The organism is Anabaena sp. EIM26, assembly GCF_057568715.1.
On record NZ_CM172472.1, the window covers coordinates 5,953,395 to 5,973,138 of the forward strand.

20 protein-coding genes and 1 tRNA gene are annotated in these 19,744 nt (G+C 38.9%); 6 read left to right on the plus strand and 15 right to left on the minus strand.

The features are described 5' to 3' along the window. Window positions 1-46: 46 nt before the first annotated feature. The 5 genes from AC012T_RS25860 to AC012T_RS25880 form a co-directional block, all read right to left on the minus strand. Window positions 47-643, minus strand: coding sequence for a hypothetical protein (locus AC012T_RS25860; RefSeq protein ID WP_487062080.1), 597 nt, complete (start codon window positions 641-643; stop codon window positions 47-49). Continuing rightward, window positions 597-1,055: a Panacea domain-containing protein gene (locus AC012T_RS25865; protein ID WP_487062082.1), complete on the minus strand. Its 459-nt coding sequence runs from the start codon at window positions 1,053-1,055 to the stop codon at window positions 597-599. Before AC012T_RS25865 ends, AC012T_RS25860 begins: the two co-directional genes overlap by 47 nt. Before the next feature lie 350 nt (window positions 1,056-1,405). Next, the gene (locus AC012T_RS25870) at window positions 1,406-1,810 is read right to left on the minus strand and encodes a GNAT family N-acetyltransferase (protein WP_487062084.1); all 405 of its coding nucleotides are present in this window, start codon (window positions 1,808-1,810) and stop codon (window positions 1,406-1,408) included. Window positions 1,811-1,918: 108 nt separating this feature from the next. Continuing rightward, window positions 1,919-3,832: a sulfite reductase, ferredoxin dependent gene (gene sir, locus AC012T_RS25875; protein WP_487062086.1), complete on the minus strand. Its 1,914-nt coding sequence runs from the start codon at window positions 3,830-3,832 to the stop codon at window positions 1,919-1,921. Between the two features lie 363 nt (window positions 3,833-4,195). Then, window positions 4,196-4,732 carry a hypothetical protein gene (locus AC012T_RS25880; RefSeq protein WP_487062088.1) on the minus strand — a complete coding sequence of 179 codons (537 nt, stop codon included), beginning with the start codon at window positions 4,730-4,732 and terminating at the stop codon, window positions 4,196-4,198. A 239-nt stretch (window positions 4,733-4,971) separates the two neighbouring features. On the opposite strand from AC012T_RS25880, the gene AC012T_RS25885 reads away from it, so the two are divergent. Continuing rightward, the gene (locus tag AC012T_RS25885) at window positions 4,972-5,928 is read left to right on the plus strand and encodes an ADP-ribosylglycohydrolase family protein (RefSeq protein ID WP_487062090.1); all 957 of its coding nucleotides are present in this window, start codon (window positions 4,972-4,974) and stop codon (window positions 5,926-5,928) included. A 363-nt stretch (window positions 5,929-6,291) separates the two neighbouring features. Here AC012T_RS25885 and AC012T_RS25890 read toward each other — a convergent pair whose 3' ends face one another. The 3 genes from AC012T_RS25890 to AC012T_RS25900 form a co-directional block, all read right to left on the minus strand. Beyond that, window positions 6,292-7,293 (minus strand): transposase, encoded by a 1,002-nt coding sequence (locus AC012T_RS25890; RefSeq protein WP_487062092.1) that lies wholly within the window; start codon window positions 7,291-7,293, stop codon window positions 6,292-6,294. 18 nt (window positions 7,294-7,311) lie between these two features. Then, window positions 7,312-8,190, minus strand: a complete 879-nt coding sequence (locus AC012T_RS25895; RefSeq protein ID WP_487062094.1) for a hypothetical protein — start codon at window positions 8,188-8,190, stop codon at window positions 7,312-7,314. A gap of 142 nt (window positions 8,191-8,332) precedes the next feature. Further along, window positions 8,333-8,992: an Npun_F0813 family protein gene (locus tag AC012T_RS25900; protein WP_487062096.1), complete on the minus strand. Its 660-nt coding sequence runs from the start codon at window positions 8,990-8,992 to the stop codon at window positions 8,333-8,335. 354 nt (window positions 8,993-9,346) lie between these two features. Here AC012T_RS25900 and AC012T_RS25905 point away from each other — a divergent pair. Continuing rightward, a tRNA-Arg gene (locus AC012T_RS25905) sits at window positions 9,347-9,419 on the plus strand. 66 nt (window positions 9,420-9,485) lie between these two features. Here AC012T_RS25905 and AC012T_RS25910 read toward each other — a convergent pair. The 4 genes from AC012T_RS25910 to AC012T_RS25925 form a co-directional block, all read right to left on the minus strand. Continuing rightward, window positions 9,486-10,058, minus strand: coding sequence for a deoxycytidylate deaminase (locus AC012T_RS25910; protein ID WP_487062098.1), 573 nt, complete (start codon window positions 10,056-10,058; stop codon window positions 9,486-9,488). Between the two features lie 54 nt (window positions 10,059-10,112). Continuing rightward, window positions 10,113-10,538: an XRE family transcriptional regulator gene (locus tag AC012T_RS25915; protein ID WP_487062100.1), complete on the minus strand. Its 426-nt coding sequence runs from the start codon at window positions 10,536-10,538 to the stop codon at window positions 10,113-10,115. A gap of 113 nt (window positions 10,539-10,651) precedes the next feature. Beyond that, entirely contained in the window at window positions 10,652-11,500 is an 849-nt protein-coding gene (locus tag AC012T_RS25920) for a dCTP deaminase/dUTPase family protein (RefSeq protein WP_487062102.1), read from the minus strand. A gap of 72 nt (window positions 11,501-11,572) precedes the next feature. After that, a complete protein-coding gene (locus tag AC012T_RS25925) occupies window positions 11,573-13,066 on the minus strand; it encodes a thymidylate synthase (RefSeq protein WP_487062104.1) in 1,494 nt (497 codons plus the stop codon). Between the two features lie 246 nt (window positions 13,067-13,312). On the opposite strand from AC012T_RS25925, the gene AC012T_RS25930 reads away from it, so the two are divergent. From AC012T_RS25930 to AC012T_RS25940, 3 genes are all read left to right on the plus strand, one after another. Then, window positions 13,313-15,193, plus strand: coding sequence for an MASE1 domain-containing protein (locus AC012T_RS25930; protein ID WP_487062106.1), 1,881 nt, complete (start codon window positions 13,313-13,315; stop codon window positions 15,191-15,193). Between the two features lie 86 nt (window positions 15,194-15,279). Then, the gene (locus tag AC012T_RS25935) at window positions 15,280-15,495 is read left to right on the plus strand and encodes a high light inducible protein (RefSeq protein ID WP_487062108.1); all 216 of its coding nucleotides are present in this window, start codon (window positions 15,280-15,282) and stop codon (window positions 15,493-15,495) included. A 128-nt stretch (window positions 15,496-15,623) separates the two neighbouring features. Next, window positions 15,624-16,202 carry a thioredoxin family protein gene (locus AC012T_RS25940; RefSeq protein ID WP_487062110.1) on the plus strand — a complete coding sequence of 193 codons (579 nt, stop codon included), beginning with the start codon at window positions 15,624-15,626 and terminating at the stop codon, window positions 16,200-16,202. Between the two features lie 77 nt (window positions 16,203-16,279). Here AC012T_RS25940 and AC012T_RS25945 read toward each other — a convergent pair whose 3' ends face one another. Then, on the minus strand, window positions 16,280-16,792 hold the full coding sequence (locus AC012T_RS25945; RefSeq protein ID WP_487066774.1) for a hypothetical protein: 513 nt from the start codon (window positions 16,790-16,792) through the stop codon (window positions 16,280-16,282). A 386-nt stretch (window positions 16,793-17,178) separates the two neighbouring features. Here AC012T_RS25945 and aroA point away from each other — a divergent pair, with 386 nt between their 5' ends. Next, window positions 17,179-18,528, plus strand: a complete 1,350-nt coding sequence (gene aroA, locus AC012T_RS25950; RefSeq protein WP_487062112.1) for a 3-phosphoshikimate 1-carboxyvinyltransferase — start codon at window positions 17,179-17,181, stop codon at window positions 18,526-18,528. 195 nt (window positions 18,529-18,723) lie between these two features. Here aroA and AC012T_RS25955 read toward each other — a convergent pair whose 3' ends face one another. Both AC012T_RS25955 and AC012T_RS25960 read right to left on the minus strand, forming a co-directional pair. Further along, window positions 18,724-19,257 (minus strand): ureidoglycolate lyase, encoded by a 534-nt coding sequence (locus AC012T_RS25955; protein ID WP_487062114.1) that lies wholly within the window; start codon window positions 19,255-19,257, stop codon window positions 18,724-18,726. Between the two features lie 47 nt (window positions 19,258-19,304). Then, entirely contained in the window at window positions 19,305-19,736 is a 432-nt protein-coding gene (locus tag AC012T_RS25960) for a DoxX family protein (protein WP_487062116.1), read from the minus strand. Window positions 19,737-19,744 lie beyond the last annotated feature (8 nt).

Consider the following 19,744-nt stretch of genomic DNA (forward strand, 5'->3'; position numbering starts at 1 on the left):
AATTTCTATGAAAGTTGAGATGCCTAAAGAAAACTAAACTATTGCACTAGTCACCATCAACTGGGCATATTTGGTGATATCGCTCGTACCAAACTGTGAAAAAATGATGTTGTACTCTAACTCCCCAGATTCTTTCGCTGGTACCCAATCTCAACCTAAACAATTCCTCAAACTGTGAGATTGTTTCAAAATCTTTCCAACGTTGTTGAGCTTCATCGCAAATAGAGTTGAGCGGTTGGTGCTTATTTAGTCTCTTTCTATAATTGGATGCACCGTTATATGTTTGTGTTTCAACCTCTTGCCATGAATTATTCTGCAAAGACTTAAGATGAGGCTCAATTTCTTCTTTTTCCCATTTCCTTGCTTCGCCCCAACTCCATACCCCTTCCTGATCAGCTTCTGATACACACCATGAAAAATAATGCTTTTTATAATCATAAGCATCAGCGTCACCGCTTCTCGGTATTTTTCTTAAGTCAGGTTTCTCAGTAGCCCGAATTAACTTACTTGATACTTCAATATCTTGTAGCAGTCTAACTTTTTTTTGTTGTTCTTTTAATTTTTTCTCATTGTCGCGCTTAATTCGATCTTCTCTCTTACTCATCTTCTTCTGGTTCATTCCAAATTCCAGAATGATATTCAAAAATTGCATCTCTAGTTATTTCATGGTTACAGCTTGCCATAGGTGCTAGATCACCTCTTGCATTTTTCCAAGGATCTTCTTGATGATTAATGTCACTAAGTTGCTGTGCTGTATAACCTCCATAAAAATCTAGTACCTTATCTATATTCTCTTTTTCGCTATCTGTAAGTACACCGCTATTTCCTTCACTAAAAGATTCTGTATTGACCTTAAACTTACCTTTATGAACGTTATATAAATCTCGAACTACTGCTCCGTTAGCCCAAGCCTCAATTCTTTCTTCAAACAACTCAGACTCGTCCCATACTAAATTCCATGCTTGACTATAGTAGACAAGCTTTTGAAGTTTCATTGATGTAATTTCACCCTGTTTTTCAAGGATATAACGAGCAACATCAAATACTGTAGCCATATTAGTTCCTCAAACAAACTACTATTATCGTTGATAATAAAATTTCATTTCGACTTCATATAAGCTCTATATGAGTCGTACTAAACTCTAACATTTAGATAATACACTCTAATATAAAATTGCAATTAAATTATAATAGCGAATTATTCTATAGTACAAGAATACCATAAGCGACTGGTATATGTCAAGTCTTTCTTTCTCATCCTCAAAACAATATCACCAAATTTCCCAGGATTCAGTTTGACTGCTGCACAGATTATTCAACCTGGTAAACTCAAGCGATAATAGATACATGGATGCGTAATACAGTTTTTCCAAGACGAATATAAAGCACTCAAGAATTTAAAGAATTATGGCAATTCGCGCCACATAAAAGTTATGTCTGGGTTTGGATGTGGGATAAAACCATGCTTTTCATACCAAGCCTTTCTATCAAAACCATCAGATGCAATAGAGTTTCCTGGTCTTTCTAAGAGGATATCCATTTTTTCTATTTGCCACAGAGCTTCACAAGTCTTTTCTAGCAACTCGGAACCATACCCACGTTTCTTAAATTGTGGCAAGATTTCTATATCAGATAAATACCAGACGCGTTCTTTAAACCTGTTAGTCCTGCATAAACTCTTCCCAAGACAAGTTCCGTCTTGCTTGAAAAGACCAAACGCTACACTCTCCCCTCCATATTCACTATTAACTTTCTTGAAGATAAGAGTCTCTCCATTTAAATGAAATGTAATCAACTTTTCACTAGTCATAGTACTTACGAAAAACTCTACTCAGTTGTTGGCTAAATTAAAATCCCCCTCCTTTTTGTGCGAGGAGGGGTTATGTTTCAAAGCAAACTTTTGCGTGAGAATATCCGCCTACAGATTTTGGAAGTACTTATCTAACGCATCATGTACCAAATCAGTCATTGGTCGATTTTGCTTTTCGGCTGTTTCTTTGAGATGTAAATACACATCATCTCTCAGACTGACCCGATGACGTGATTTACCGCTGCTGGTGGGTTCTCCGGGTGTGTAGGTGGCTGAAAATTCGCGGATAGCATCAAAACCCATGCGATCGCAAAAATCACCAAAACTCTCTTTTCCTTTGCGGAATTTTTTGAAGTAGATAAATATCGGTTCTAGGAAGCTTTCAATATCATTGTCATGCAGTTTCTCAATGATAGGTTGAGCCAAACGCGTTTGATCTGGTGAACCACCTAACCAAACTTGATAGGATTCTGGCGCACTGCCGACGAAACCCAATTCAGCCATATAAGGACGAGCGCAACCGTTAGGGCAACCGGTCATCCTGACCACAAAATGGTCTTTTTGTAAACCTAATTTATCTAATAAAGCGCGGATTCTTTCTAAAATTCCGGGAATTGCTCTTTCAGATTCGGTAATTGCCAATCCGCAGGTAGGTAAAGCGGGACAAGCCATAGCAAAGCGTGTTAGGGCTGCTATTTGGCTGGGGTCAGCAACAATACCACAACGGTCAAGAATCTCTTGAATCGCTGCTTTGTCTTCTGGGGCAATTTCGTAAAATAGCAGATTTTGGTTGCCTGTCAGTCGAATGGGGAGATTGAATTTCTCAACTATTTCCCGTAAAGCGGTTTTGAGTTGGAATGCACCTTCATCTTTAACCCGACCGTTTTCAATAGAAATACCCAAAAACAGTTTACCGTCGCCTTGTTCATTCCAGCCTAAAAAGTCCTGATATTTGAACTTGGGTAAGGTTTTAAAAGGTTCGACAGTTTTACCAAAATATTCTTCTACTTGGGTGCGGAATTTGTCTACACCCCAGTCATTGATTAGATATTTTAACCGCGCGTGTCGTCGGTCGGTGCGATCGCCATAATCTCTCTGAGTAGCGACAATAGCCTTGACGAGATTATAAACATCATCCTTGGCTACATAGCAAATGGGATCGGCAACTCTGGCAAAGGTTTCTTCTTTATTATGCGTTCTGCCTAAACCACCACCAGCAAAGACATCAAACCCTTGCAATTCGCCTTTTTTATTGGTGATGACAACCAAAGTCAAATCTTGGGAATATAAATCAACGGAATTATCACCCGGAACCGTGACGCAAATTTTAAATTTGCGGGGCATATAGTGAGTTCCATAGATTGGTTCTACGGAATCATGAACAATAGTACCGTTACCATTACTTTGTCTTGCAGCTTTGACATCTGGATGTTCTTCTGCACTAATTGCTTTTTCCCCATCTAACCAAATTTCATAATAAGCGCCGGTTTGGGGAGAGAGTAAATCAGCAATATTTTGGGCATATTCCCAAGCATATTCATATTCTGGGCGATTTTTTAAAGGGGCTGGGGGAGCCATGACGTTGCGGTTAATGTCACCACAAGCGCCTAAAGTTGAACCTAAATTTTGGACAATAGTAGCGATCGCTGCCTTCAGATTCTTTTTCAGAATACCATGTACCTGAAATCCTTGGCGAGTCGTAGCTCTGAGCGTATGATTACCATATTCATCAGCCAATTGATCCAAAGCCAAATACAGCTGCGGTGGTACTAACCCACCAGGATTTTTTGTCCGCAGCATAAACTGATAATCTTTTTCTTGACCTTTGGCACGATTATCACGGTTATCTTGTTGATAAGACCCGTGAAACTTGAGAATCTGGATTGCATCTTCACTAAAGTGAGTTGTGTCCTGGAGAATCTCAGTAGCTACAGGTTCACGCAAAAAATTACTATTTTCTTTGATACCTTCTACTTTGGAAGGCTTGCGGTTGCTAACGGGGGAAGGAGCAGAGTTAACCATTACAGTAGTATGTTTGTCAATAATGCATCAGTTAAAGCTGAATTAGGAATTTAATAACACCTTTTCAGCTATGAGAACACCCAAAATTCGGTCGGAATTATGAAGAATAATCTAATTTTAACATGGCAAAACGCTGGCTTTATCAGTGATTTAACTCTTGATAAAACCAGCATTTAGTAAATAGGTGTAATTTAACACGATATAACTTACTTTTTATCTGTTGACAGATAAACATATTTATGAATTTGCCAACAGCCTTCATTACCTTGAATTGCACCAATTCACTCAACGTATTGTATCAGTCTCATCCTGCAATTTCCCCCCTGAGACAAATTTATCAATCAATTGGAGTAAATTTTATTTCTACCTAAAGCGATAGCCAAGACCACCATTGATGCTCACAGCAGAAGCATCACTATTTTGATAAGCTTTGAGTCCAACTTTAGCATTGGTGTAGACAAGGAAGTTTTTAGCAACTTCAGATTCTACTCCAGCACCGACAACTACAGAATCTCTGTTACCCAAAGGTGTTGGTTTACCATCTGCCTCTACAAAAGAATAACCACCAGTAATAAAGGCATTGGTTTTATTAGCAATGGGTACATCTAAAGAAACTTCAGGAATGATAGCAGTTGTTTCATCACTCCAGAGAACATTACCGCGTGCGGAAAAGGGAGTATTTCCTAATTTCACACGGCCTGTAATATTTCCACCGAAGGTAGCAGCATCGTTATTTTGACCGCCATTGGTAACACCAGCAGCTACACCAGCACCAATATAACTAGCATCAGTACCCTTTTGTGTTTCAGCAGATGCTTTACCAACGGTAAGAAATGCTGGGGCAATTACTAAAGAAGATAAAGCAGAAATGGTGAGTAAAGACTTGAGTAAACGTTTCATAATTTTGACCAAATTTTAGAAGTTTTACTGTTAAATTGAAAGTCGAATATTCAGATAAAAAAGTTCCAGAGAAGTTTCTAATTTGCTGAAATCCTGATTGCTATTGAGGCAATATATTTAGGATTTAGTAGTTCAGCCAGTTTTGCTTCGACAGTTATAATTACACAGGCATATCTTAGCATTCCAGATGATAAATTTAAGTTTTGAAAAGTTTGAGGAATGTTGTTGGAGATGAAATCATGATCCCTGCCAAAATATTATCAGGTTTGATGGGTGTATGTGTGGGAGATGCCTTGGGTGTACCTGTGGAGTTCACTAGCAGGGCTGAACGCAAGATATCTCCGGTGACAACTATGTTGGGTTATGGTACGTGGAATCAGCCACCGGGAACTTGGTCAGATGATAGTTCACTAACTTTGTGTTTAGCTGAGTGTCTTTGTGAGGGATTTTCTCTCTCAGAAATTGCTAATTCTTTTTGGCGTTGGTATAAAGAAGGTTACTGGGCTGCTCACGGTGAAGCCTTTGATATTGGTGGCACGACAAGACAAGCTATTCTCAATTGGCAACAGGGAGCGTCACCTTTAAAAGCAGGTGGTACTAGTGAAAAAAGTAATGGTAATGGTTCTTTAATGCGAATTTTGCCAATGGCTTATTTTTATCAGTCCTTAAATTTCAGGGAATTGATAGAGCGTGTGCATCAAGTTTCTTGCATCACTCACGGTCATCTCCGTTCCCAAATGGCCTGTGGCATTTATATTAGTATTGCGATCGAGCTATTGGCGGGTTTTGAACCCCAAGCAGCTTATTTACAAGGATTAAGCAAGATTGAGTCTTTTTATTCTGGCAGTGAATATATTTTAGAAAAACCCCATTTTGATAGAATTTTTAGTGGTGAAATTGCTCAAATACCTATAGAAGAGATTAACTCTGGTGGTTATGTGATTGATACTTTAGAGGCAGCTTTGTGGTGTTTGTTAAATACCTCTGCTTATGCCGAAGCAGTTCTCAAAGCTGTTAATTTAGGCGGAGATACAGATACTACTGCCGCAGTGACTGGTGGTTTGGCAGGAATTTATTATGGTATTGAAAATATTCCTCAAGACTGGATTGACCAAATTGCCCGTAAACAGGACATCATTGACCTAGCAAATCGTTTGGCTAAGGCTGTTGATAGTGAAGGGGAAATTGGCAATTGAAGAAGGAGTCAGGAGTCAGTAGCCAGGAGTCAGAATCAAGATGCTCTTTCCTCGCTAACGGGGCTTTAAACCCATTTTTTCTGTCAAAAAGACCACCAAATCTTAGATTTGTGGGGGGTCTTAAACGCACAGAATCCCCAACTGAATTCTGACTCCTGAATTCTGTTCGATCAACTCTTTCCTCAATTGCCAATTCACTGTAGATAGGTCTGACTACTGACGAAAATACTATAGCCAGTGAGTATTTTCATCAACTCTCATAGTCTGTCAAGAAAACTTGGAGGGTTTGTTCACAGGAAGATAAATTCTACTCTCTACCTGCTCCTCTGCTTGTCTACACCTGCAATTTTTGGGTTAGTAGGACTAAACCAAAGACAGGGAGTAGACTTGACCATCAATCAACAGTCGGGTGATGCCTTTGGCTTGGAGATGGGTACTAGCCTTGTGCAGCATTCTACTGTCAGGAACTTTAATCACGCGATCGCGCTTAGTAGAGAAACGCTTGGCTACTCGGTGATTATCAAACACTGGGAGAGTTTTCTGTTGGTTTTCGATGGTGGGGATTGTCCCTAAGTCGCCAAAATCCTTGAGTGGTCTGGTAATTAATTCCGCAGAACGGTCAATTACTAAGTAGCAAGTTTTGGGTAAATTAGCCACCGAAAAGGGTAAGACTTGAACAGCGGCTTCTCCTGGCTTACGTCTTGTGACTAAAGGTGTTGGTTCTTCGTAGTCTTCATCCTCAAAGTCCTCCTCATCTTCGTACAAATCATCATCTAAATCGTCTAAATCATCTGACTCATCTAGCAAGTCTTCGTCGAAGATATCCTCAATTAGGTTTACCGCTGGATGTTCATCCTCTAGGATGGTTCTGGGTATGCTGGGGATTTCTGGCGGCTTGTGTCGGACAATTTCGATTTCCTTGACTACTGGTTTCGGTTTCTCAGTGGCTGAGGAGCGAGTTTTCACCCTTCTAATAGCCGGGATTGGCTGAGGAAACTGCTCAGAAATAGGTTCTTCTTCTATAGCTGGGGGCTGTAGTTCAACCTTTGGCAACTTTACACGACTGCGATCGCTGCGATCGCTAGAGACATCGCTATTGACTGGTTCTGTTTCTATCTCTTCTGATTGACTACTCAACAGAGGTAACTGCTCATAGCTTACCTGCGCTCTGCCTTCAGGGGTTCTAGCAGCACGTTTTAGAGAAACAAGGTACTCATACTCTTCTTCTGGTAGAGTACTTTTGAGCAATCGGCTAATTGTTGAGTTACTCACACCATAGCGTTCTGCCAAAGTCGAGGTTGTTTCGGCAGTTTCTCTATATAGCTTGAGAATCTCTTGTTTGTCAGAATCTGTTAATTTTCTCACGGTAGACACCAAAATTTGTTAACTTCGTTTGCGTCCACTGGTACGCCGCTTCAGGCTCATTGATGCTTCGTATTCTAAAGCAGCGCCCATACCAAATAAAACTCCACTAAATACCCAGAACACTTCTAGTATGTCTCCACTTTGGTAATCGGGAACATAATTAGTGGCATATTTAAACCACATATCTGCAATGTAGAGCGAAAATGCCGCCGCTGCAATCATTCGCCAGGATAAAGAAACTTTTCCTCCCCAAAAGGCCAGCAGCATAATTGTCGCAATAATTAACAGCAGCACATCACTAACTACATAAAACCAATTCAAAACAAAAGTTATTTTTTGAATAAGAGTATCTAGTCCGTCAGCAGACGCTTTATTTGTCTGAGAAATCCACCAGGCGACAAAACTGCCTAATAATCCAATTGAGCCTACAATTAGCCACTGCCATTTTTCTAGATTAATTCGCCGGGAGAACAAAGCTAAAGCCATACCTGCGCCCAGGAATATATAACTCAGGACAAAAAATATATCTCCTAAAGATACTTCCGGGTCTTGTTTTAAGACCACTTCTGTATAGCCGAAAATTATCCCTCCAATAAAATAGGCCATCATACCTAAGCCAATTAATAGCCAAACCTTTCGACTACTGACAATCTGGGTACTCCGCCAGTTTCTTAAGCATAAGACACCAGCACCCAAGTAAGCCAAAGCCTCAAAAATATTCGTCCCCAAAACATACCAATCACCACGGTTTTCCGTGCCATTAGGCCCAGGAATTTTAGCGCTAAACAACAAAAAGTATAAAAGCGCCAGCAAAGCCCAGCCTGTAGCAACCAAGATGATGTTTTGAGTAGTGAAAATCGACTTAGAACGGTATGAATTGTTGTAAGAGTTACTCATAAGTCTCAACTAGGTAAATGCACTCTAGCAGTATTTTTGGTGCAATTTGATGATGTGGACAGCAGTTGATCTACTGGATGTTACACCATTTAACACCTAAAGCAAGAGCTAATGGACAGTTTGTAATCAAATAATATCCATGCTACTGCCAAAGTTTACCTAGTGGTGATTGATTTAACCAACCGATGAATACTAATTGCTCTTCTTCAGGCATATCTTGTAACCGATCCTTAAGTTGACGAGCAAAATTGGTATCACCAAAATAAGTTTTTCCTAGTCGATGCAGTTCTTCCAGGAGAATAATCACATGAGTTTCTTGCCAAGAAGGCAGTTTAGGTATTTGTGAAGGCTCAACAGTTAGCAACGATTTTACTGCCTCTGAGGAAGATATTTGGGGAAATTGCTTTTGCTGTAATATCCCTGTTATGTCTTTTTCAAATAAACTTGCTTGCCGATTACCTAATAAATCTTCGATATCTAGATAAACAGCTTGCAGCAGCACAATACTTGCTAACGTCAAAATTTCAACATTGCTATGACTACCTGTATCATTTTCTAGCTGTTCTAAGCGGATTTTGCCCCAGACGCTAAAGCGCTCAGGTTCTTCCAGTAGGACACAGGCTTTACCTCGATTGTCAGTAAGAGAACGCCACAACGCTTTGGCTTCAATCTCTTGACTAGCTTTGAAAACACTTATCAGGCGAAAGGTTTGCCCCTGATAATGGAGGATCGGCACCTGCTGATCCCGCGTTGGGTGCTGAATAGTTGAGATTTCAACATCCTGGCGTTTGAGAATAAACATGGCACTAGCAAATAACTCCTCACAGGGGCTGTTTTGACAAAAAATATGTCATGGACTTGGGCAACATAGCCGACAGTATAATTATTTATATTATGGTATGGGAGAATTAGGCATTTGCCAGATGTTTCACTAGCATACGCCATAGAAGGCATTAGTACTCATTGGTCAATTTCTTCCTTGACATCACAATATACCTGAATATCCCATATGTTTAGTTTTTAGTTTACATCTACTGACTCATGACTTGGATCTTCGTCTTGAGATTGGGAAATTTTCAATTTGATCTTGCTTGTTGCTAGGAATAAGAGATATAATGGTGTATGATGACTTTTTGAGAACCCAGAGATTACTCTTGGGCGCGTAGCTCAGTGGATAGAGCAATTGCCTTCTAAGCAATCGGTCGCAGGTTCGAGCCCTGCCGCGCTCGTTTTAAGTATGTATAAGCCCCCAAGTCTACCAGTAATTATATATCACAGGGATTACCACAGTTTTTTTAAGGACTTTGTACCATATCCAAATTGCTTACAGAAGTAGAGGTTAGTAAAAACAAAGCTGCTTTCTGGGCTATAGCTTCCGAAAGTTTAACCTGATTAATAGTAACTAAGCCTTCGTTAACAAATGAATCTCTCACCAAGGCTTTTTCTCCACTATTAAAAGAAGTTTCATAAAACACTTCTTTGATGCCAGCAGAGATGATTAACTTTAAACAAGATAGGCAAGGTTCCAATGTGACATAAATACTAGATCCATCTGTAGATATACCATATTTTGCAGCTTGGGCGATCGCATTTGCTTCCGCGTGTACAGCCCTTGATGGTAAGGTTTTACTGGCATCACAACTAATTAAATCTGGATAGCAATATCCTTGAGTTGTACAATGAGCAGAACCGGATGGTGAACCATTGTAACCTGTAGCTACGACTTGCTTATTTTTAACAATTACAGCACCCACTGGAAACGCAAGACAAGTTGAGCGCGTTGCGGCTAGTTTAGCCAACATGAGAAAGTATTCATCCCAAGTCGGTCTTTGATAGTATTCCTCAGATAAGCAAATATCTTGCATCATGTTTCAATTTTAAACTTTACTATACTACTTTGCAGGCAACTAAAATCTTAGCCGCTATTGTTTCCAATTTAATAAAACGTTTTTCAACTGATTTAAAGCATCTTCATAGTCATTAAACTGAATCTCAGCAATCACAGTGGGAATACCGCGAGGGAATCTTGATATCCGCTTACCTGTTTCATACAAAAGAATGATAGGAATTTTGTTGTTCTCTGCATAAGCTAACTCCATTCCTACACCAAAAGAAAGCGAACCAAGGTAAGCAATAACTAAGTCCGATATACTCACCTGATGCTTATCTTTATCGAAAACCTCACGAGGAGTAATATCTGGATTATTTACTGGATCAGTATGTAAGTGTGGTACATAAGATTGAAGACCAATTTCTTCACAAAGCAAACCTATTTTTTCATATAGTGCTTTAGTTTCTGCTGTTTTTTTTACATCAGTCAAAGCACCAGACACATACACATTGTACATTTTTATTTAGTTACCTTTTATATTTTTTTCGATATTGAATAACGAAAGGTTAATTTTCTCACAAAAATATGAATTTTGAATATAAATATTTTTGATAAAGAAAATAAAATGTACTATTTAGTTAAGCTTGGAGATACTGTTATACTTGGGTTAACTTGTGCTTGCGGAGTACGATCTATTGTTGGATTTAGATTAGAAGAAGAAGAAGAAGAAGAAGGTTTGAACACTGCAATCAATAAAGCAATTAATGAAATAATAACTCCCAATGCTGACCACCGATCCCGTTTATCTAAACCTAGAAAATCTAGTAATGTTTCTTTTACACTTTTTTTAAGTTTTTTATACTCATCTGACTCCATCATAAGTTTTCTCAGTAAATCTCGATCACGTTTCATCCAAGTATTTTGTTTTTGAGCAAAGTAGTCGTTTATCTCCTGACCATTACGCCGTCCAATAAGTACATCAAGTCTTGCATCACTTGATCGATGAGCAACATTTAAAGACCTGGAACTTAATTTTTCAATAGCCAAATGAGCGATAGGGTTTTCAACATCTCTTACATTAATTCGGACTGCTTTATCTGAAACATTATGAAGTGCTATACAAAGAACACCTGACCAATTAGGATTTACTCTTGTACCAATGTGTCCTAAGCCTTCTGATGCTAACTTAACTACAGAATAAAGTGGTCCTCGAAATTGATTACTGAGTTCGACTGCTTCATCAGTCCACACTAGTGCAGTATCTCCAGACGGTATATAAAAAAACTTTTTTTCTTCAGCAGGGTTCTCTTTGTCTGGCCCTATTTCAACAGTCAAGCGTTGCTCAAGTAAAGTTGAATAAGCATACTCACTAGCAGTTAGACATAAATCGCACGCCTTAATACTACCTGGTTTAAGAGGATGAAAAAGTATACCTGTACCAAGCTCCCTAATAATATCTTGATAACTCAAAACTGACATGAAATACTCCCTGAGCTTTGGAAAACACTAGAATTTTCTACAACCATTTCTAAAATGGTTGTTTGTTAGCGGTTACTGATCTTGAACATAAGGCTTGTCAATTTTAATACAATTTGCCGCTTTTTGCAATTCTATACCTAAATATCCTGCATGATCTGGACGTATTGCAGGTAAAGCCGCACAAATTTCTTTGATTAATTTCAAAGGATTTTTACCAGAATAGCAACCGACAATTTCTCCACTACCAGGGGTTGTATGTGTAACAACTATCTTATTTTCTGCAATTTCAATTAAAAAGTTACCTGCTGGATCATAGTAATCTAAGTTCCTGCAAATTGCAGCATATTGTTCTTGAATCAGTTGTTCAGAATTGCTCCAAGTATCATCATATATATGAGCCGACTGACTTATAGTTATTAGTGGTCCCATCTTCAAATCATATTCAGAACGTTTAGCAATCTCATCTCGAATATGTTTTTGCAAAGCCCTTAAACCCATTGCATTAGCAGGCCAAGCAGCAAACATATCATTACTTCTAAGAGTGGCAGTTAGCGATAGTTCATTATCAACAACTCTCAACCAAATATGATTTAAACAAGGACTACCACCTTTTTCATGATCCTTCACATCCCACAAAGTCATGACTGCACTAGCAGCATCAATTTCTCCAATTAATTTCTGAATTACCTGATCAATCTGATCTTTTCCAAACCAAGAACGCAAACGTTGACCATATGTGTATTTAACTCCTTCTCGATTCGGTGCATCATCTAATATTTGAGAAATGTATTCTTCTAAAAAGCTTCTATCTATTGGTAAATAATTTGGTTCAGGAAAATAAAAATCAGCAGGTTCATCGGTGACAACTGCCATTAAATCTATTAATTCTTGCCATTTACCATCATAACCAGTTGGTCTAATTGTGCCTGTGGTTTTAATGCGATGAATGATTTTTACCCAAGTTTCGGCTATGGTTTTACCTTCTATTCTGTGTCCATAGCGTGAACCTGGTAAAACTGTGGGTTCAACGGTAGGCATAGGAAACTCTAAAGAAACTCCCCAAGGATCAATTATTTCTTGTTGGGAGTAATGTTTAATTTTCTCAACTGCTTCTATGATTGATCGAGCTTCTTGAAATTCTATAGAATGTCGCAGTTTTTCTAAAACATCTATATCAATATCTATATCAATGTATCCAGTAATGGTAGAACGAATTACCCAAGATTTGCGTCCAGTGTCGCTTAAACTTTCTTCGACTCCATTGCAGAAAAAATCGAGTAAGCACTGAGATGCACCTGCATTTTTATCTTCTTTGGTAGCGTTGAGAATAACTAAATAACGAACATGAGGATTTAATAATAAGTTACGAATTAGCAGGTTTATGCCTCTGGTGGGCGAATACAACTGCCCAATTACAGCATAATCTGACGGTTGCAGGTGTTTGGCGATCGCTTGCTTGACTGTCCACCCTGTAATCACTGCCGTTTGCCCATTTCCGTAAATTAACTGATTAGGCTTGTGCTGTGCTGTGTAACGAAATTCAGTTACTTGACCTGTTCCTTTCATGATTCGCTAAAAGTCAAATTCTACTATTCTAGCGAGGATCACAGGATAATATATTTTAATTTTTACAAATCTTAAATTTGCCAGAAAAAACCATAAATAAGCTGGAATTTAGATAAAAATAAAGCTGTTTATACAGATACACAAAGATTTGACTATGTTATAATCCGCATTAATACAAATTATTTTCAATTCATATTAATAGAACAATTTTTTCGGGAATGTCATGAATTTTAATGAATTAAAACTATGTGGCAAATCAAAAGAACAAATTGGTTGTTTAAATATACAGATAAAAAGCTGATTATTCTCAACTTATTAATAGCAATAGCCTACAGTATTTGTGTTATAATTAGCTTGGAATTTACTTCTTTACCAGGAAAAGTTGCATCTGTTTGGTTTCCTTCAGCAATGACTTTGGCAGCGGTATTTTTATTAGGTAATCGGGTATTTCCAGGAATTATTTTGGGTTCTATAGTTGGTCTTTCTAAAAATTTATTGAGTTTAACACCGCCTTTATCAATTTTAAATTTTATTTTACTGAATCTTATCTGTGCTTGTGGTAATTGTCTACAACCTTTAGCCGCTACTTATATAATTAAAAAGTTTGCTCCTCATGAAAATATATTTAATCAGGTCAATACCATCTTTTTATTTATTCTGGGTGCTGTTGCTTCACCAATTATATCAGCGACTATGGGAATTACAGCATCATGTTTGATGGGAACAATTCCTTGGAATAGTTATGGTATTTGCTGGCTAGTATGGTGGTTGGTAAGTGCCTTAGCTCACCTGATATTTACGCCATCATTACTTTTATGGAAAACCTATTTGCATAAAAAAGAATATTATTACCGTAGAGGGGAGACACTAGTAGTATTGAGCATTATTCTATGTATAAACTGGCTCACATATATGGGCGGACATCATTTGGAATACACTTTGCTCCCTATGTTGATATGGTCTGTTTTTCGTTTTGGTAATTTTGTTTCCAGTATTTTTGTGACTTTGGTTTCTGCGATCGCTATTTTTGCTACTTCACAAGGGTATGGCCCATTTGTGAAAGATGAACCATATCAATCGTTTATGCTTTTGCAATCCTTTACAGGTGTTTTTTCAATCACTGCACTTTTGCTTTCAGCTGTGATTGATGAACGAAAAGTAGCTGAGTTATCTCTGAAGCAGAACTTAGCTACACAAGAAATAAAGATCAAAGAACGAACAGCAGCATTGCAACACAGTGAGTCCCAACTTAATGGCTTTTTTTCATCTGCCTCAATTGGAATGTGTATTTTGGATCAGGAACTTAGGTATATTCGAGTTAATGAAATAATCGCAGAAATTAACGGGATATCGGTTGCTGATCACCTGGGTAAGAAAATTCAAGAAATATTACCGCAACTATCTCCAGAGATAGAATACATTTGTCAGCAGGTGATCGCCACGGGAAAACCTTTGCGAAATCAAGAAATAAGTTTTAAATTTCATAACCAAGCAGGTATGTTTAGAACTTGGTTAGCTTCATATTTCCCCATCCTGGATGCAGATAATATTCCTTTTGCGGTAGGAGTTGTAGTTATGGAAATTAGCGATCGCAAACAGCTAGAACTCCAACTCCAGCAACAAGTACGTTTAGATGGATTAACACAAATTGCTAACCGTCGTTATTTTGATGAAGTATTATTTAAAGAATGGCAACGATGTATTCGCACTCAACAGCCACTTTCTCTACTTATATGTGATGCTGATGAGTTTAAAGCTTATAACGATGCCTATGGACATCCAATGGGAGATACTTGTTTAATTCAAATTGCCCAGATACTGAAGATTAATGTTCAGCGTCCCAATGATTTAGTCGCTCGGTATGGTGGGGAAGAGTTTGCAATTCTCCTCCCCGAAACTACTGCTGAGGGTGCATTTCATATTGCTAACTCGATTCGGGAACACATCCACCAAGTCAAGATTCCTCATCCACGTTCACGGGTATGTGATCATGTAACCTTAAGCATTGGCATTGCCACCTGTATTCCCATAGCGGAAAATCGACCTGAAGAAATCGTGATTACCGCAGATCAGGCACTTTATGAAGCGAAAAACCAAGGACGCGATCGCATCATCCTCAAAATCTAAATTATCTCTCTCAGATGAAAATACTTTACAAATATTAACTTGAATGTTACATTTATTAATATAAAAGAAATCAGGAAAATAAACTAATGCGTACAAGCGGTTCTATTAAAGATGACCAAGGCAAAATGAACAACTTTGCAGTTGAACCAAAGATATACATAGACGAGCAGGGCAATAGAACAGGATTTACCAAATATTCAGAACTACTCAATGGTCGGTTAGCAATGATTGGTTTTATATCTTTGATAGCATTAGAAGCACTCACTGGACATGGTGTTTTCGGTCTTTTGTCCAGCCTGTAAAAATAAGTATAAATTTGCTTACATAACAATTTATAAACGAAGAGAGACGGGAAAAATTCCGTCTTTAATTTTGGGAATTTTTGGAAAAATTTAATGCTATGTTGTAAACATTCAGCAAGGGGGGATCTATGGTTTTAACTGCTTCAACAATGTTACAACTAGGAACTAAAGCACCAGATTTTCATCTACCCGAAGTGGTATCTGGGGAAACAATTTCACTTAATAATTTTGCCAACAAAAAAGCATTGCTAGTCATATTTATTTGTCAGCATTGTCCATTTGTAAAGCATATACAAAAAGAGTTAGCACAATTAGGAAAAGATTACTTCAACAGTAACTTAGGTATTGTTGCTATTAGTGCCAATGATGCTCAAAACTATCCCAATGATGCACCAGAATCATTGAAAGCAATGGCTACCGAACTGGGATTTAAGTTTCCATTCTGCTACGACGAAACCCAAGCAACCGCAAAAGCTTATACAGCAGCTTGTACACCAGATTTTTTTCTATTTGATAGTGAGAATAAACTAGTTTATCGGGGACAATTAGATGATAGTCGTCCCAGTAACAATAAACCGGTAACAGGTGCAGATTTACGAGCAGCTATTGAAGCAGTTTTGGCTGATCAACCAGTTACAAGTGAACAAAAGCCGAGTGTGGGTTGCAATATTAAATGGAAACCAGGAAATGAACCTAATTATCATTGAAGGAGGCAGGAGGCAGGAGGCAGAGCCTATGTGATAGCATTCCTAGTCAGAGACTAGGAACGAGATATGCTAAATGATTAGTTGTGGATTTCCAAATTGAGGATGTAGCTTCCCAGTTGGACTTTTTCTGACCATAATTCGTACTCTAGTCGCAAATGCTCTGGTAAAGTTTTTCCATTGAGGTGCAAATTTCTAGTAAAATTACGTAAGCGAAGTGGCTTGTGTGGTTGTAATGACTCAGCTGGCAACCAATAACGACTAACGCCATAAACGCCCTGTTCCCAAAAATGACGGTAACTCACTTGACTATTACCTTGCATAGTCATGATGACGCGATAGGGCGATATTTCCAACCACAAAATTCTGGGACTGCTGGGAAGATCAGGATTGTTTATGGTTTTAGGAAGGTTCTCTTCTGGATTGATAAAACTTCCTACTTCACAGCTAATTAAGGGTGGTGCAGTTAATAGTAAATGAAAGCGGTCAGTATCTTTTTGATACAATGTCCCGGCAGTTTCAACCACAGACCAGACTGGCAAGTCAGTGGAAATAATTGATAAGCACACGGGTTTGCGGTGATGAGTAAGCATGGGAGCGATAAGTGCTAGAAGCAATTAAATAAAATCAAATGAACACTACTGGGAGACAGCTATGCAGGAGCTAGGAGAGAAGATAAACTTTTTTTCACTGGATAGTTATTTTCGCCGTAGCGTACTAGAAGGTTAGTTTAAGCAACTAAAGAGTCAAGCCTGTTCAATATTAACTGAATCTACTGATTTGTTAAGCTAGACAAATTAGGATGCAGAAAGGCGGAAGCGGGAGCTAAAAAAGAAAAATGATGCTTATTCGAGCGGATACTGACTTTAAATAAGTTGATGGCTACAAAAAGCGATAGGATACTAGGGAGGAAGTTACAAGTGGCAGCAGATCAAGTCACCCAAAAGCTTCTAGTCTATTCAAAAGCCAGTGTATCCTAATGTCGGCTGCTGTTATAACCGTAGAAAATCAAGAAAACGCTGCTCATAAGTTAATTATTCAGCGTTCCCCTTCAATGCTCTCCCTCCAGGGTAGTATTCGGGTTCCTGGGGATAAGTCCATTTCCCACCGCGCTCTGATGTTGGGTGCGATCGCAGAAGGTGAAACTCAGATTGAAGGACTCCTGTTGGGAGAAGACCCCCGCAGCACTGCTAGCTGTTTTCGATTGCTAGGTGCGGAGATTTCCGAATTAAATACAGAGTTTGTCCGGGTAAAAGGAATTGGTTTGGGCAATTTTCAAGAACCTGTGGATGTGTTAAATGCGGGTAACTCTGGGACAACCATCAGATTGATGTTAGGGCTGTTAGCTTCCCATCCAGGGCTGTTTTTTACGGTTACAGGTGATGATTCCTTGCGATCGCGTCCCATGTCCCGTGTTGTCAAACCTTTACAACAAATGACTGCACAAATCTGGGGACGCAAAGGTAACTCTTTAGCACCTTTAGCAATTCAAGGACAAGCCCTCAAACCTATTCACTATCATTCTCCCATTGCTTCGGCTCAAGTTAAATCTTGTATTCTCCTGGCAGGTTTAAACACCGAGGGTAAAACTACCGTCACCGAACCCGCTTTATCACGGGATCACAGTGAGCGAATGTTAAGGGCTTTTGGGGCAGAATTGAGTATAGACCCGGAAACCCACAGTGTGACTGTGATGGGCAATGCTAAATTATACGGTCAAAAAGTTGTTGTTCCCGGTGATATCAGTTCAGCAGCCTTTTGGTTAGTGGCAGGATCTATTGTTCCCGGTTCGGATTTGCTGGTGGAAAATGTCGGTGTGAACCCAACACGCACGGGGATTTTAGAAGCTTTAGCCATGATGGGAGCAGATATCCAGCTAGAAAATCAGCGCGAAGTAGCTGGGGAACCGGTTGCTGATTTGCGGGTGCGTTCAAGTCGCTTAAAAAGCTGCACCATTGAGGGAGACATTATACCGAGATTAATTGATGAAATTCCCATTTTGGCAGTAGCTGCGGTTTTTGCTGAAGGGACAACCATAATTAGGGATGCAGCCGAGTTGAGAGTCAAAGAGAGCGATCGCATTACTGTGATGGCGCAACAACTCAATCAAATGGGCGCTAAAATTACTGAATTACCCGATGGGATGGAAATTATTGGTGGTACTCCCCTAGTGGGAACTGACGTAGATAGCCATACAGATCATCGTATAGCTATGAGTTTAGCGATCGCTGCTCTTAATGCGATCGGTACAACCACCATTCACCGTGCCGAAGCTGCTGCTATTTCCTATCCTAACTTTACCAACACCCTAGTCGAAGTTTGTCAATAAAGGTGAAAGAGGTAATGAGGGAGAGACATCATAGTCCCTTCCTCACACTTGCAGGGAGGGGGTTGGGGTTCTTGTAACTCAACTTAACCGAGAAATGCTATCTATATATTTCTGCTATCATCTTCTTCCTAATACAGCAGATTGCAGATCAATGAGGTACAAAATCTAAATTGAAACCTAGACACCAAGCCAGTTTTACTCCTGAATCCTGAATCCTGAATCCTGAATTCTGCTGTAAATCATTTCAAACGTTAATTGATGACTTTTGAGAAAATCATGAGTGAAATGATCCACCACATTTGTATCACTCAACTCTAAATTATAAAAATCCACAAACTCATGTTCAAAATATGGCCCCGCGTGCCAAGTTCCCACTTCTAACTTAATAAAACAATTTCCCGGAATCCGGAAAGCAGCAAGTTCTGCTAACACAGGTTCATTAATTGCATTATCAGGTGGACAAACCGCCATCAACCAATCTTTTCCTGCCAAAGAACCTAAACATTGAGTACATTGAATATGACGAGTAATTTTGTGGAACTTATGCCCATTTTTGGACAATCGCATAATATAAAACCGGGGAATACCATTTTGCAGATTTAACAGTGCATCCTCAGCATCAAAAGCTTTTCCGTCTCCACTAGGAAATATCACCTGTCCATAACGTTGAAAATTTTCTGGTGTTATCCATTCTGCATTTAACTGTTTTAATGTCTGGGATGCACTCATAATAAATCCTATTGTTCTGCTGAACTTAACAAAATCTAACAACTTTATTATTCTAATTTGTTAGGAATCAATGACTTAGGAATAATCGAAGCTTGCTTTTCTGTATTTGTAGGTTTAGTATACCACCAAGCCCAAGCAATTAATACTAACTGAAATGGCAGTCTCACAGCTTGAAACCAAAATGAATCGGGTATATATTCAATTTGAATATGATTAACTGCCATATTAATATTAGCTGGAAACACAGCAATAAACAGGGCAAGCAATCCCCAAGCAGCAGCTTGACTCACTGGTGGAACTAATAAACCAATTCCACCTATAATTTCATAGAACCCACTCAAATAAACTAATTCTAAAGGCGCAGGAAGTTGTAGAGGTACAATTTTAACGTAGGGTTCAGGAAAAGCAAAGTGTGTAACTCCCGCTATGATGATAGATATGGCAAGGGTGACACGTAAGAATTCTTTATAATTACTCATGTGTTTTA